The organism is Desulfovibrio sp. 6_1_46AFAA (genome assembly GCF_000224635.1).
GTDB lineage: Bacteria > Desulfobacterota > Desulfovibrionia > Desulfovibrionales > Desulfovibrionaceae > Desulfovibrio > Desulfovibrio fairfieldensis.
In genome coordinates this window covers 457,365-471,814 of record NZ_JH114300.1, presented here as the reverse complement: position 1 = coordinate 471,814, position 14,450 = coordinate 457,365, and the positions used below count along the sequence as shown (strand labels likewise).

Genomic DNA, 14,450 nt, shown 5'->3' with positions numbered 1-14,450 from the left:
TCCGAGTTCACTGTACGCAATATAGCTGTGTGGTTATGCGGCTACTGTGAGGGGGGAATAATAGCCGCTATATTCAGGAGAAAATATTTTTTGCCGTCCATGCCTGAAAAATATGCTGTATATTTCTCAGGAGTTCTTTAATGCGCTATCCGAAAGAGGTAAAACATCATGTGGAGGTCATTACGGGTTCATTACAAGCTTCTGGCTTGTAATGCGGTTTGCGTTGCGTTTATCGTCACGCTGGTCTGCATAGCCATGTCCGGCTTGCAGCAAATGCCGGGACAGTCCACATCCCAGGCCGACAACGTGTTTTGGCTCTGGGGTTGGGCCGCTGTATTTTGCGTTTGTGTGCTGCTCATGGGATTTTGGGTGGGCATGGATATCGGCAGACCCATCCAGCGCGGCAAAACTTTTGCCCGGACGCTGGCCTCTGGAAATTTTGAAGCCCGCTGGCAGGAGATGGCCGATAGCGAGCTGGGGGACATGGCCAAAGATCTGAATCAGGCACTCGACATCGTACTGGATCAGTCCTCACAATACAGGGATATCCTCAACTCTCTGCCCAATCCTCTGGCGACGTTGGACAGTAACCGCAATTTCACTTTTGTGAACACAGCGGCCGAAAAGCAGTTCGGCATGCTCTGCACGGATCTGCTGGGCAAACAGTGCTCCACCTGGGGAGCGGCCGTCTGCAACACCGAGCACTGCGCTTTGGAATGTTATCTACGCGGCATTAAGGATGTGGTTTTTCACCAGCCCGGCATGGGGACGCTCAAAGCCATGGTGGTGCCTTTGAACAACCGCCTGGGCGAGCATATCGGTTTTATCGACATGGTTTTTGACATTACGGAAGAATATAACAACCGCCAGCGAATCGCGGCGCTGCACGACACCATCGCCGACTCCGCCCATGATGCGCAGGATATCGCCCAACGCCAATCCTCGCTTTTCGATACCGTCATTGCCCAGCTTGCCACCACTTCAGGCATAGCGCGCGAGCAGGATGAAGCCTCCACCCGGACCGTCAGCGAGGTGGAGGAGATGAGCGCCGCCATGACTCATATCGCTGAGCGGGCGGCGGACGCCACGCACAACGCACAGGCTTCGGAGGAGGAAGCGGAGCGCGGTGCGGTTATGGTGGAACAGGCCATTGAGGGCATTCGACGGCTTACGGCGCAAACCAACACGCTGGCGAGCACCATGGAACAGTTGAACGAACACGCCTTCAACGTCAGCCGTGTGATCACACTCATTGAGGACATTGCGGACCAGACCAACTTATTAGCACTGAACGCGGCCATTGAAGCGGCGCGGGCCGGAGAGGCCGGTCGGGGTTTTGCCGTGGTGGCCGATGAGGTGCGCAAACTGGCGGAAAAAACCATGCAGGCCACCGGGGACGTGGCGCGGGCCATCAAGGCCATCCAGTCCAGCGCGCAGACAAGTTCACAGGCCACGGGTCAGGCGGTGGAGCTTTCCACGGAATCGGAGGAATTCATCAGCAAGTTTGGTGAAATCCTCAACCGCATTCTGGAAGTGGCCCGCAAGACGGCTGTTGAAATCCATTCCATCGCGTCCGCCGCCGAAACACAGAGTTTCGTTACCGACAGCATCCGGGAGCGGATGCAGAGCCTGAACGCGGGCGCGCGGGAATCCGCATCCAACATGGCCCAGAGCGCGCAAGAGGTGCGCAAGTTGGGCGATCTTTCCCAGCAGCTCAGGCGTATTATTGATTCCATGCGCGATGAAAAACGCCGGGCCGAGCGCATTTCACTGGAAAGCCCCACGGAAGGCCATCTCCAATGTCAGGGACGGAAGGTGCGCCTTTTTGTGGTCAACATCAGCACTACCGGCATTTGCGTGCAGCATCTGGACCCCTTGCGGGTAAAACAGGATGAACAGGTGGAGATCGTAGTGGAGCAGTCGCCTTGGCATTTGCATGAGCAGGCCATCCTTGTCTGGAAGGATGACCAGTATTGCGGCCTGCAATGGGTGCAGCCTCTGACCCTTTCCACGGAGCAGATCAAGATGAACGCGGAGGCCTGCCCCCCGCTTAGTGAAGAAGCGAGCCGCTGATCCGGCGATGCCTGTCCCATGCTGCAGTTCACGAAAAACGGCTTGCCGCATGGGACAGGCGGCAACATGTTCAGGCCTTGACCACTACGCCTTGGGAGGGCGGAGGCAGGGCTTCTCGCTGAACTTTCCGTTGCGGGTCCAGCGCCCACTGGGCGGCGTCAAAGGCGAAGTCTTTATTTGAGCTGTTGGCTATTTGCCAGCGCACGCGCAGCCTTCCGAGATTTTCCGCCCGCCCGGCGACCCCGGCCGAAAGCATGGAAAATTGGGCATCGCTGTGCGGTATGGCTCCCGGAGGCGTCTGGCGGAAAAGCTGCTCCAGATGCACCCGGCTGTCGGCGGAAAAATTCACCCCCGGCACCAGCGGAGCGAGCCCCCGGCCGCCTTCGGTCCTGCCGGTGGCCGTGCGGCGCACCTGCCGCAGCAGAGCAGCGCCGCCGGGCATGGCCGCATTGAGCAGGCGCTTTTCAGCGCTGCCCAATTCATCGCCCCAGGAATTTTGTTTGGCGTCCGCCGTACGGATGGCCCAGACCACATTCTGAAAATCGGCGGCATAATCCGCATGTTGCCTGCCAGCCATGTGCAGCACTTTATAAAAGAGGCGGCGCAAACGGAAGTTGATCAGGCCGGCCATGGGCACAAAACGCATGGGTTCGCCTTCTGATGGGGCCGGGCGGTCCGGATCAAGGCAGTAGCCCTGGGCTTCAAATTGGAGCACTTCGCCGGGGTGGATCGTGATGACGCCGTTCACCGCACTGCGGACGTCGCCCACGCGGGCACGTGAAGCGACCGAAGGAACAGCGGGCTTGTTCTCTTTTGGGATGGGCGCTTTCCGGCCGGATGCCGCGTCCGCGCGTCCAGCAGACTGTTTGGGGGCGGCAGGGGCGGTTTTCTCAGCAGGCTTGGCTGCCAATCTGCCCTTTTGAGCGCCGTGGGCGGGTACTGTGCCCGTTTCCGGCGCGGCGGGTGGTTGGGCGGCACTGTCTCCGGATACTTCCGTAGCGGCATTGCTCAGCCAACGGCTTTCTTCCGTATCTTCCGCCACATCTTCCGGTAGGGGGGAAGGCGCATCCCAGGTCGCGTCCGTGAATTCCTTAAAAATCTCCTTGGCTTCAGAGGAAGAATTCGGACTGTACGCCGCACCGGCATCAGTGGGCGGCAGGCCGGAGTCTGTCGTGCCGACCCCGGATTGCGTACGGGATACGCAGCCAGCGCCCGCCAGGGTGCCCAGGGTCATCCATAAAAAAGCGCGCCGATTCATATTTCCTCCTGCCTCAACACCATAAACGAACGATATTGCCACGCACCGTTTGCAGACCGACTTTTTGCGAAAGATAGCCTCGGGGCACGGTTTTGTCCACGCGGTGAGCGCACGCCGCTCAAGGCTATCGCATTGACGGAGGCGCCTTGGATGTCTATTTAGCACATTAGCAAAGCTGTTTTTTTATCTTTTATCCATGACAAGGCTTTTCATGACGTACACAGATATTTTTTTTGATCTGGACGGCACGCTGACGGATTCCAAGCCCGGCATCATCCGTTCCGTGGAGCATGCTTTGGATTTTTTTCATATTCATGTGCCGCCGGAACAGCTGATCCCCTTTATCGGACCGCCGCTACACGATTCCTTTGCGCCTTTTTTCGACAATGACACAGCGCGCGTGGATCTGGCTATCCAAAAATATCGCGAATACTACAGCGTCAAGGGGATTTTTGAAAATAGCCTTTATGACGGCATTACGGACCTTTTGCGCGGGCTTCAGGCTCTGGGCCGCCGACTCTGCGTCGCCACCTCGAAGCCGGAACCCTTTGCCAGGCGGGTTCTGGAGCATTTCCGGATCGACGGCTTTTTCTCCTTTGTGGCCGGGGCTGAACTGCACGGCCCGCGCAACAACAAAACGGAAGTTCTGCGCTATGCCTGTACACAGTTGGGTATTGAGGACATGAATCCCTGCCTGATGGTCGGGGATCGCAAATACGACGTGCGCGGCGCGCATAACGTGGGCATGGCCTGCGCGGGCGTTTTATATGGCTACGGCCCGCGCGAGGAACTGACGGAAGCCCGTGCGGAGTATCTGTGCGCCAGCGTGGACGATCTGGAAAAGTTACTGCTGGCCGATGCGCCGGGAGCCTGAGCCGGAAACAGAATGAAAAAGCGTCCCGCTGTCTATAGACAGCGGGACGCATCATTTTTACGTTCGCGGGGTTAGAGCAATTTGCGCTTGAAATTATCGCTTAACGGCGGAGTAAATTGGCCTTGCGATAATTTCGCGGTGCGGATTTTCACGGAAAATCCGCACAGAGCGTTGAGACATTTTCAACATCAAAACGCTCTAAAAGGTTAACAGCCGATGTCCCAGTCCAGCCCGAAGGTGTCGTGCAGAATACGCACGGCCAATTCAACGTATTTTTCCTGGATAAGGATGGTAATCTTGATTTCCGAGGTGCTGATCATCAGGATATTGATGCCTTCCTGGGTCAGGGCCGCGAAAGCCCGCGCCGCCACACCGGAATGATTGCGCATGCCCACGCCGATGGCCGAAACCTTGGCCACGCTCACGTCGTGCAGCACTTCTGAGGCTCCGGTCTTCCGGGCCACTTCGGTCATCAGCTCCAGGGTCTGCGGCAGGTCCTTGCGGGAGATGGTGAAGGTCATGTCGGTATGGCCGTCTTGGCTGGTATTCTGGACGATCATATCCACCAGAACGCCTTTTTCAGAGAGCGGGCCGAATACCGCCGCAGCCATTCCCGGCACGTCGGGAAGATCGCGCAGGGTCACGCGGGCCTGGTCTTTGTCATAGGCAATGCCGGAAACAAGTACAGCTTCCATGCTGGAGTCCTCCTGGGTGACAAGAGTGCCGGGATCATCACTGAATGTGGAACGCACGCGTACAGGGACTTTGTATTTCTTGGCAAATTCCACGGAACGGATATGCAGAACCTTGGCCCCCATACTGGCCATTTCCAGCATTTCCTCATAGGCCACGCGGTCCATTTTGCGGGCAGTGGAGCAGATGTTGGGGTCCGTGGTGTAAACGCCGTCCACATCCGTATAGATTTCACATTCCGCCGAATCCAGAGAGGCTGCCAGAGCCACGGCCGAGGTGTCCGAACCGCCGCGGCCGAGGGTGGTAATGCGCCCGTCCTGGGTGCAGCCCTGGAAACCGGCCACCACCAGCACATCGTACTGGTCGAGGTAGTTGCGCAGGGTCTTGCTGTCAATGGCGAGAATGCGCGCACGGCCGAAATCGTCGTCCGTGGTGACGGGAATCTGCCCGCCCAGCAATGAACGGGCGCGGATTCCGGCATCTTTGAGCAGCATGGTGAAAAGGCTGATGGAAACCTGCTCGCCGGTGGAAACCAGCACATCGCATTCCGCCTTGTCCGGCGCGGGCGACCACTCATCGGCCAGGGCCAGCAGTTTATTGGTGTCCCCGGAGCGCGCCGAAAGCACGGCGACGACCTTGCTGCCGCGCTTGAGGCCGTCCTGCACCTTTTCACGCACCTGTTTCATGCACTCCAGAGTAGCCACGGAAGTGCCGCCGAATTTCTGTACGAGAATTTTCATGCCTGTATCCATTGTCCACGATTTGTTACAGTGTGCAGACGTTCCCTGCACATCGGGACTCATCCGTCGCCCTCCGGCCACTGCGCGCACAGGTCGCACAAAAGCTTCGCAGCGCTGGAACCGTAGGCTTGCAGCGTCAACAGGCGACTTTTTTCGCATGCCTTCAGCGAGATGTCCAGAATTTCTTCCGGCAGATCCGCCGGAGAAAGGTATTCGGCCCATTCCACCACGGTCAGGACGGCGGGATCTTCCAGACCGTCCAGAATTTCATCGGGCAGGCCGCCGATACTGCGGTACAGATCGCAGTGCAGTACTGCCGGTGTGGTGGGGTAGTGATTACAGAGTGTGAAGGAAGGGCTGGCTGTTTCCGCTTTGTCGCCGCCGGGCAAAGCCTGGACCAGCGCGCTGGTCAGAGTGGTTTTGCCGCTGCCCAGCGGACCGCGCAGCAGCAGCGCCCGCACGCCGGAGCCCGGCAGATGATCGGCCAGCCAGCGCCCCAGACGGCGCGTCTCTTCAAGATTGTCCAGTCTTATTCCGGCCACGGCAGCACCTCCCGTTCTGCCTGGCCCGGATTGCCGTGCGCGAAACGCGCCCGCACCCGAGGCAGGGTGTCGGCCAGTTCAGAGGCCCTGTTGCCGCGTTCCGGCCAGAAGGCGGCGCAGGCCCGTCCCGCCAAAGCATGCAAGGCCACGCCCAGACCCGCCGTACACAGACTGGGCCGGGCCGAGGCGTCGCCGAGTGCCAGCAGTCCGCCTAAGCAACCCGCCAGTACATCGCCCGAGCCGCCCATAGCCAGCTGGGGCACATCGTAGGGGCTGATCAGCAGAGGCGCGTCAGCTTGGCCGACGAGAGTGCCCGCGCCCTTCAGAACTATAACTCCCGCGCAACGAGTGCGAAGAGTGCTTAGAGCGACCGGTCTGTCGGCCTGGACAACGGCCGTGTCGCACGCCAGCAGGGCGGCGGCCTCGCCGGGATGCGGCGTCAGGATGTCACGGCTTGTTATCCGTTCCAGCAAATCCGGGCGGCGGCCCAGCAGTATCAGGGCGTCGGCGTCGAAAACCGTGGGCGGACGCCGGGGCATATCCAGCAGGGCGGCCAGGAAGCGGGCGGCATCCTCACCGCGCCCCATGCCGGGGCCCACGACCAGGGCCGTACAACGCGCGCAGAGTTCCCTGAACTCTTCGGACAGCGTGCCGGGCCATTGGCGCTCGCCGGGTTCGGTCAAGGCCAGAGCCATGATTTCCGGCCAGCCGCTTTTGATCTCCGGCAGCGATGCGGCAGGGGCCGCCGCCGTCACCAGACCGGCACCCGCGCGCAAGGCGGCCCGCGCAGCCAGGTGAGCCGCGCCGCTGAGTCCCGGCGCTCCGCCCAGCACCAGCACATGGCCGAAACTGTTTTTATAGCTGTTTTCCGGCAGCGCGGGCAGGGCGTTCAGGCAATGCCCGTCCAGGAGATATGCGCTGCAGGGGCTCGTGGCGCGCACCACAGCCGGAATGCCGATAGCGCGGACATGCAGGCGGCCGGTCCAGGGACGCGCCCAAGGCAGAACCAAACCGGGCTTGGCCGCCGCGAAGCTGACCGTGGCCGTGGCCTGGACCGCTAGGGGCGAAGGCCGCCCGCTCACGCCGTTAAGCCCGGAGGGAATATCCAGGGCCAGCACAAAGCAGGAGGGCGCAAGCCGGTTGATGCGTTCAATAACCTCCCGCAGGGCGGGCCTCAACTCACCGCTGAAGCCGGTGCCCAGTAGGCCGTCCACCATGATGGCCGGAGCCTCATGCCGGTCGTGCCAATCGTGGCGGCCCAGCGAAGAGAACGGCACCCCGGCGGCCCTGGCTATACGGATGTGTTTGGCGGTAACGCCTTTGTAAGCGCCCAGGGCCTTGGCGTGCAGTACCAGCGGCCGCGCTCCGGCATCCAACAGATGGCGGGCCAGGCAGGCGGCGTCGCCGCCGTTGTTGCCGCTGCCCATGAACAGCCAGACCGTCTGCCCGGCAAGTTTCGGGCAATAGGCGCGCAGCACGTCAAAGGCCGCCCGGGCCGCATTTTCCATCAGCATGACTTCCGGCAGGCCCAGCCGTATCGCCGCCGCGTCCCAGGCCCGCATTTCCTCGGGAAACGGCAAGGGGGGCAGAGCGTTCGGAAATTCGCGAAGACTGCGCATTATGCCTCCAGAATGACGACGGCCACCGCCACGCTGCGCTCATGACTGATAGAGAGACGACAGTGCCGGACGCCCAGGCTTTGGGCCCGCTCAAGGGCCTGATCCAGAAAGCGGAGCAGGGGTTCCCCGAGCGCAGTGCGACCCGTTTCAATCTGCCGGGGGCCGATGTCCTGGCTGAAGCCCGTGCCCAGAGCCTTGACCGCCGCTTCTTTGGCCGCAAAGCGCCCGGCGATGTAGGGCAGGGCCTGAGCGGGCAGGGCAGCCAGCTCCGCCGGGGTAAGAATTTTTTCCAGAAAGCGGCGTCCGAATTTGTCGTACACCTTGGCAAGGCGCGCCATTTCGGCAATATCGATGCCCAGTCCGACGATCATGACTCTACCCCCGGCAGTCTGCTTACCCGACGGTTGCCCGCTGAAAAAAATTAACATATACTATGATATTCAAGAACACTATTCTGACCCGTTCAAGGCCGGGACGTCAAGCGTGGCGCAAGGCCGGAGAACACAGGGAGAACAGCATACCATGAAATTGTGCATTGTCGGTACAGGCTATGTGGGACTGGTCAGCGCCGCCTGCTTTGCGGAAATGGGCAATACCGTGACCTGCGTGGACGTGAACCCCGCCGTGGTGGAAAAACTCAATGCCGGTTCCGTGCATATTTTTGAACCCGGCCTTGAGCCCATGGTGCAGCGCAGCCGCGCCGACGGCCGGTTGTCCTTCACCACCAGCCTTGAACAGGGCATTGCCGACGCGGACTGCGCCTTTATCTGCGTAGGCACGCCGCCGCAGCCGGACGGCTCCTGCGATCTGAGTTACGTGCGCCAGGTAGCCGCTGAAATCGGCCGTCATATGCAAAAGGAACTGGTGGTGGTGGACAAATCCACCGTGCCCGTGGGCACCGCCGACATGGTGCGCGGCATTATCGAGAAAGAACTGGCATCGCGCGGCCTGGACCTGCGGGTGGACGTGGTGTCCAATCCGGAATTCCTCAAGGAAGGCGACGCCATTTCGGACTTCATGAAACCGGACCGCGTGGTTCTGGGCACGGATTCCGAGCGGGCTGCTTCCATTATGCGCGAATTGTACGCTCCCTTTGCCCGTACCCGCGAAAAGCTCATCGTGATGCGCGTGCGCAGCGCGGAAATGACCAAATACGCCGCCAACTGCATGCTGGCGACCAAGATTTCCTTTATCAATGAAATCGCCACGATCTGCGAAAAGGTGGGAGCCGACGTGCGCGACGTGCGCACGGGCATCGGCTCTGACTCGCGCATCGGTTACCAGTTCATCTATCCGGGCGTGGGCTACGGCGGCTCCTGCTTCCCCAAGGACGTCAAAGCCCTGATCCAGACGGCGGAAAGCGCCGGGGTGGAGCCCATGCTGCTCAATGCCGTGGAAGCGGTCAACGCCCGGCAGAAAAAGCATATGGCCGAACGCATTCAGGACTATTTCGCGCCCCAGGGCGGCGTCAAAGGCAAAACCCTGGCGCTCTGGGGACTGGCTTTCAAGGCCAATACCGATGACATGCGCGAGGCGGCCTCCATCAGCATTGTGAACGCGCTGACCGCCGCGGGCATGAAGATCCGCGCTTTCGACCCTGTGGCCGCGGATAACGCGCGCCGTATTTTCAAGGATAATGCCCTGGTGGAGATTCTGGACGACCAGTACGGCGTTTGCCGGGATGCCCAGGCCCTGCTGGTGGTGACGGAGTGGAACCAGTTCCGCAATCCGGATTTTGACCGCGTCAAATCCCTGCTGACCGCGCCCCTGCTGTTTGACGGACGCAACCTCTATTCTCCCTCGGCCATGGCCGAGCGCGGCTTTGCCTATTTTTGCATCGGCCGCCCCACGGCGGCTGTGTAGCCCCTTATTCGATCAGAACGTGAGCGGCCGGGGCTGTGAAGTCCCGGCCGCTGCTCGTTTCATATCTCCTTACATGGTGCTGAAAGCCCACCACCAGGCCAGTACGGGCAGCGCAAGGGCCAACAGGCCAGCCGGAATCTGCGGCAGTGCGGGCCAACCGCGCCGTAAACGCCAGCCTTCAGCCAGGCCCAAAGCCAACCCGCAGACCAAGCCTGCCACATGGGCCGCGTAATCGGTATTTTCACCTTCCGTTCCCAGCATGGCCAGCAGGGCCGCGCCCGCCGCAATGGGCAGGACAGCCTTGCGTCGTTGCGCTTCGCGGCTGGCCATCAGACCGGCCAGAGCGCCCACCGACGCAAACAGGGCCGTGGAAAAGCCCAGGCTCACGACGGCCCGGGGTCGCAGGAGCACGGTCAGAGCGTTGCCCAGGATGCCGCCCAGCATTGTCAGCCAGACGGCCCGGCCCACACTGGTAAGGCGCGCCAGCAGGGCCAGAAAAAGCGCGCCGAAGGCCACATTGCCCCAGAGATGGCGCAGGTCGGCGTGCAGGGTCAGAGCCGTGGCCAGGCGGTAGAATTGCCCGTAAACACGCACCAGCACGTTGTCCAGCACGCCGACACTGAACCAGGTTTGCGGCGGCGGCAGAAAATCCGGTGCGGGCCACCAGCCCATACGCAGGCCGTGCCAGAGGATCAGCGGCAAAAGGAAAAAGGCCGTTAGGCCGCCATAGGGATGCACGGGCAAAGGGGGCAGAGCAGAGGCAGACCCCCCGCGCTCGGCATCGAAATCCGTCACTTCCCTGAGCGCCGCCTGTTCCAGCAGAGGCGGCACATAGATGTATTCCCGTCCCTGAAACACGCTCAGCACATGCGGTATGCTGCAGGCGCTGAGCACAAGTCGCCAATCGCGCCGCTGGGTATAGTCGGCCAGGCCGGTAGGGCCGGTAATGTTGCGCCAGAAGGACGGCAGGCTGCCCGGCCTGCGCCGGACGGCCCAACGGCTTCGGGCATGAAGACGGAGTGGGGAAGGGGAGTATGCGGGCATTGATAAAAAAAGCCCCGACAGCGGACTGACGGGGCCTATTGCGACAGCCTAAAAAAAACTAACCCTGCTTGCGCGCCGCGGGCTTGGTCACGGCACCCGAACGCAGGCAACGGGTACAAACGGTCAGGGTACGCACGCTGCCGTCCGGGAACTGATGACGCACGCGCTGCAAATTAGGGTTGAAGCGGCGTTTGGTCTTGATATTGGAATGGCTCACGAGATTGCCGACCTGGGGCTTTTTGCCGCAGAAATCGCATTCCTTGCTCATACAATCCTCCGTATATGCAAAAAACAGTTCACTTCAATGCGGCAAAACCGTGGCCCGGCGCTGTGACGACAACAGCATTCATTAGCGGGCATGACCGCGCGAAACGATTCTGTAGCGCATGGGGCGGAAAAAGGCAAGACTTTTCCTAAAAAGAAAAGCAAGCCCGCAACTATGCCGCCCCGCCGTTCAGGAAACGGTTCTGAAAAACCGTGGCGGGCATGGGCCGCCCGAAAAAGTAGCCCTGTATATAGTCCAACTTCATGGGACGCACCAGTTGCAGTTCTTCTTCCCGTTCCACGCCTTCCAGACAGACCTTGATGTCCAGATCGTGGCAGAGTGCCACGACAAAGCGGATGAATGTGGCGTCAAAGCGGCTGTTGAGGATATCACGCACAAAAGCGCGGTCAATTTTAACGGTATCGGCCGGGGAGGTCTTCAGCATGCTCAGCGAGGAATAGCCGGTGCCGAAATCATCCATGGCGATGCGGATGCCCAGGCTACGGATTTTTCTGAAAATCTCCTGCAGGACCGCATTTTCGCGGATCATGCAGCTTTCGGTGAATTCCACTACCACATTGGCGGCATTGAGGCCGGTCTTTTCCAGGGTAGTTTTGATGAAGGGCAGCATATCGCTGGAAACGGCCTGCAAGTAGGAAAGGTTGACGCTGATCACGAAATCCGGCCGCCATTGCGTCCATTCCTTGCACTGGCGCAGGGCCTCCTTGAAGACCCACTGGCCGAAAGGCACGATCAGGCCGCTGTGCTCCATGAGCGGAATAAATTCGGCAGGGGAGACCGCACCGTATTTTTTGCAGTTCCAGCGCGCCAGGGCCTCGGCGCCCACCAGGCGGCCTCCGATCGCCGTAACCTGCGGTTGATAGAAAAGCTCAAAGCCTTCAAACTGACATTCGATGCTCTCACGCAACAGCTCCGTAAGGTCCAGAGCGCGCTTCTGGTCCCTGCCGAGTTGCTTGTTGAAAAAAGTGATCCGGTTGCGCCCGTTTCGTTTGGAGCTGGCAAGAGCGCATAAGGCGGCCTGCAACAATTCTTCATGGATCGAGGCGTCTTCAGGGTAGCGGACATAACCGGCGGAAAGCGGGCAGAAGTATTTTTTGCCGTCATATTCCTGCTGATAGCGAAAACTTTCGGCCACGGCGTCGTAGAGCTTCTGCGCGTCGTCCGAATCCTCGTAGAGGACGACGGCGAACACATCCCCGTCCAGGCGATAAAGCGAGGCGGTTTCAGGCAGCATGACCTGGAGTTTCTGGGCAATGATCCGCAACACCTCGTCGCCGAACATCCGGTTGTGCAGGTCATTAATGTGCGTGAAGTTGTCCACGCCCAGCAGCATGAGGCGCAGAGGCGCGGACGGGCGGTTATGTATCGCCTCTGTGACGTCTTCTTCAAATTTTATCTTGTTGTGCAGGCCGGTAATATGGTCGATTTTGTTTTTCTGGCCCAGATTGGTGATGAAACCGGCAAAAAGCGCCGGATCACCGTTTTCATCCCGTTCCAGATACCCTCGGCAGCGTACCCAGACCCATTGCCCGTCGCGGTTTTTGACCCGGTATTCCACGCAGTGCGTGTCGGACCGGCCGTCGGCGATGATCTGGTTGGATTCAAGAAAGGCGGCCCTGTCGTCGGGATGGACCCGCTCGCCCCAGACCGCGGCGGCATTGGGCACAACTTCGCCCGGCAGGCCGAAATCATTGACCATGGCTTTGGAATAGCGGAAGACGCCCGACGGCACTTTGGAGACATAGACATAGGCGTCCGTACTGCGGGAGAGGGCGTCGTAAAGCTGGGCGGCGCCGCAGCTCAGGCTGTCCTCGATGGCGACGGGGCATGCTTCGCGCAGCCGCCGGGCGGCCAGTTTGATATGAGCCTGTTTTTTCTGCTCATACATGCTTTCATCGGCCTTGGAGAGAATAGCCGTCAAGGCCAGCTGCATGTCCGGGCGTACCTCAAAACAGCCGAAGCAGAAACTCAATTCGTATTCCAGGTGCAGCGCGGCTCTTCTCGTTTCCAGATTATGAAGCACATTTTTGAGGCTGGAGGCCGCCGTGTGGCGGTCCAGTTCATGAAAAACGACCACGAACTCGTCGCCGCTCAGGCGGAAACAGAAATCGACCCCGGACAGACCGGCTTCAATTTCCCGCGCCACGAGGTTGATGGCCGCATCGCCGACCATGTGCCCGAGGGTGTCATTGATATTTTTAAGGTCATTGACGTCAAGAAGGGCCACGATAAGCGAGGCGTCTCCAGCTCTGGCTTCGTCGATAGCCTGGGCCAGCCTCTCAAGACCGGCCCGGCGATTCAGCAGGCCCGTGAGATCGTCGCGGGAGGCCTCGCGCCGCAGGCGTTTGCTGTCGGTGATATCGATGGATTGCTGCAAGTGCACGAGTGAACCGTCGCTCCAGCGCATCAGGCTGTCGTAATTTTCAAAAAAACGGCCCGTCCGTATATTATGTTCTTCCCAGCGGTATACGGAGTGATCGTCAAGATGAGCGCTCAGATGATTCACGGGGCAGAATTCGCAACGCTGCGATTTGTCGTTCTGCAAAACCTGCCAGCAGATTTCACCTTCGGGCTTCTCAAGCTGGAAGATATCCTTCATGAACTGGTTCATATAGAGGATGCGGTCCGTCTGGGGATCCGTGATGTAAATGCAGACCTTTACCCGGTCCATGGCGGCATTGAAAATACGGTTATGGAAGGTCTGATGGGAGCAGTAGGTCTGGCCGGCGGTGAAAAGCCCCAGCAGCATGGCGAACAATTCCATATAACGGCGCTGTTCGGCATCCCAAGGTTGGTCATCCGGCGCGCGGCTGAAAAGCACAAAGCCCGGCGCCTGCCTGTCCTGATCCCGCAACGGCAATGCCATGCCCTGAAAATTTTTTTGAAGAGAATTGGGCAGGCAGTCACGCAGCGCATCCGCCGTGGCCTCAGGCTGACCTTGCAGGCCGCACAAGCATTCAAAAATTTCCTGCCCGCTGAATGCCCGGCAGAGCTTTTCTTCTGACAGATCGGGCAAGACACTCCAGGCAACCGGGCTGAGGTGGAGGTCGTCTTTGTCCCGGCGCAGAACAATCAAGGCGTTGAGCGGCAAATATGTGCGTAGAACTTCGACCAGTGACGGCAGAAGGGCGGTCAGGGATTTTTCATAATCCAATCGACCGGTTAGGGCATCAATAAAGCCGAACAGCGCGGCATCGTTGCGCATATGGTCCATTTCTGTCCCTTTGATGCTATTTAGTAAAAAATCATTCTCCGGGCCCGACTCTCTTTCGTCAAGTAAAAAGTCCGGAGTTACTCGGAGATTCTCACCGTCACGATAGTGACAAAGAAGAAGGAAAAACGAAAAAATTTTCTCGTGGAGAATCGTGCTGCAACCCCAAGGGTAGGTATAAGATCAATTATGGCACTGGCTAGTGGCGGCTTTGCAGATTGTCCCAGCCAGCCCCCGCGTTGATTAC

The 14,450-nt window shown here is 59.6% G+C and carries 11 protein-coding genes; 3 read left to right on the top strand and 8 right to left on the bottom strand.

Annotated features, from left to right (window positions below; translation table 11 throughout):
* The first annotated feature begins 168 nt into the window (after positions 1-168).
* Positions 169-2,073 carry a methyl-accepting chemotaxis protein gene (locus HMPREF1022_RS01890; protein WP_009301632.1) on the top strand — a complete coding sequence of 635 codons (1,905 nt, stop codon included), beginning with the start codon at positions 169-171 and terminating at the stop codon, positions 2,071-2,073.
* A 70-nt stretch (positions 2,074-2,143) separates the two neighbouring features.
* Here HMPREF1022_RS01890 and HMPREF1022_RS01885 read toward each other — a convergent pair whose 3' ends face one another.
* Entirely contained in the window at positions 2,144-3,331 is a 1,188-nt protein-coding gene (locus HMPREF1022_RS01885; RefSeq protein ID WP_009301631.1) for a hypothetical protein, read from the bottom strand.
* A gap of 211 nt (positions 3,332-3,542) precedes the next feature.
* Between HMPREF1022_RS01885 and HMPREF1022_RS01880 the strand changes: the two genes are divergently transcribed.
* Complete coding sequence (locus HMPREF1022_RS01880; RefSeq protein ID WP_008684059.1) at positions 3,543-4,205, top strand: HAD-IA family hydrolase; 663 nt, start codon at positions 3,543-3,545, stop codon at positions 4,203-4,205.
* A gap of 206 nt (positions 4,206-4,411) precedes the next feature.
* Here the strand turns inward: HMPREF1022_RS01880 and HMPREF1022_RS01875 are convergent, their stop codons facing one another.
* From HMPREF1022_RS01875 to HMPREF1022_RS01860, 4 genes are read right to left on the bottom strand one after another with little or no spacing between them, the layout of a single operon-like run.
* Positions 4,412-5,638 (bottom strand): aspartate kinase, encoded by a 1,227-nt coding sequence (locus tag HMPREF1022_RS01875; protein ID WP_035060242.1) that lies wholly within the window; start codon positions 5,636-5,638, stop codon positions 4,412-4,414.
* 59 nt (positions 5,639-5,697) lie between these two features.
* Positions 5,698-6,180, bottom strand: coding sequence for a tRNA (adenosine(37)-N6)-threonylcarbamoyltransferase complex ATPase subunit type 1 TsaE (gene tsaE / locus HMPREF1022_RS01870; protein ID WP_008684053.1), 483 nt, complete (start codon positions 6,178-6,180; stop codon positions 5,698-5,700).
* Positions 6,168-7,799, bottom strand: a complete 1,632-nt coding sequence (locus tag HMPREF1022_RS01865; protein ID WP_009301629.1) for a bifunctional ADP-dependent NAD(P)H-hydrate dehydratase/NAD(P)H-hydrate epimerase — start codon at positions 7,797-7,799, stop codon at positions 6,168-6,170. The genes tsaE and HMPREF1022_RS01865 overlap by 13 nt, the downstream gene beginning before the upstream one ends.
* Entirely contained in the window at positions 7,799-8,170 is a 372-nt protein-coding gene (locus HMPREF1022_RS01860) for a holo-[acyl-carrier-protein] synthase (RefSeq protein WP_009301628.1), read from the bottom strand. Before HMPREF1022_RS01860 ends, HMPREF1022_RS01865 begins: the two co-directional genes overlap by 1 nt.
* Positions 8,171-8,321: 151 nt before the next feature.
* Here HMPREF1022_RS01860 and HMPREF1022_RS01855 point away from each other — a divergent pair, with 151 nt between their 5' ends.
* The gene (locus tag HMPREF1022_RS01855; protein WP_008684049.1) at positions 8,322-9,662 is read left to right on the top strand and encodes a UDP-glucose dehydrogenase family protein; all 1,341 of its coding nucleotides are present in this window, start codon (positions 8,322-8,324) and stop codon (positions 9,660-9,662) included.
* 69 nt (positions 9,663-9,731) lie between these two features.
* Here HMPREF1022_RS01855 and HMPREF1022_RS01850 read toward each other — a convergent pair whose 3' ends face one another.
* The 3 genes from HMPREF1022_RS01850 to HMPREF1022_RS01840 all read right to left on the bottom strand — a co-directional run bounded on the left by HMPREF1022_RS01850 (position 9,732) and on the right by HMPREF1022_RS01840 (position 14,206).
* Positions 9,732-10,706 (bottom strand): rhomboid family intramembrane serine protease, encoded by a 975-nt coding sequence (locus tag HMPREF1022_RS01850; RefSeq protein ID WP_009301627.1) that lies wholly within the window; start codon positions 10,704-10,706, stop codon positions 9,732-9,734.
* A 58-nt stretch (positions 10,707-10,764) separates the two neighbouring features.
* A complete protein-coding gene (rpmB, locus tag HMPREF1022_RS01845) occupies positions 10,765-10,974 on the bottom strand; it encodes a 50S ribosomal protein L28 (protein WP_009301626.1) in 210 nt (69 codons plus the stop codon).
* Between the two features lie 169 nt (positions 10,975-11,143).
* Complete coding sequence (locus HMPREF1022_RS01840; protein ID WP_009301625.1) at positions 11,144-14,206, bottom strand: bifunctional diguanylate cyclase/phosphodiesterase; 3,063 nt, start codon at positions 14,204-14,206, stop codon at positions 11,144-11,146.
* Positions 14,207-14,450 lie beyond the last annotated feature (244 nt).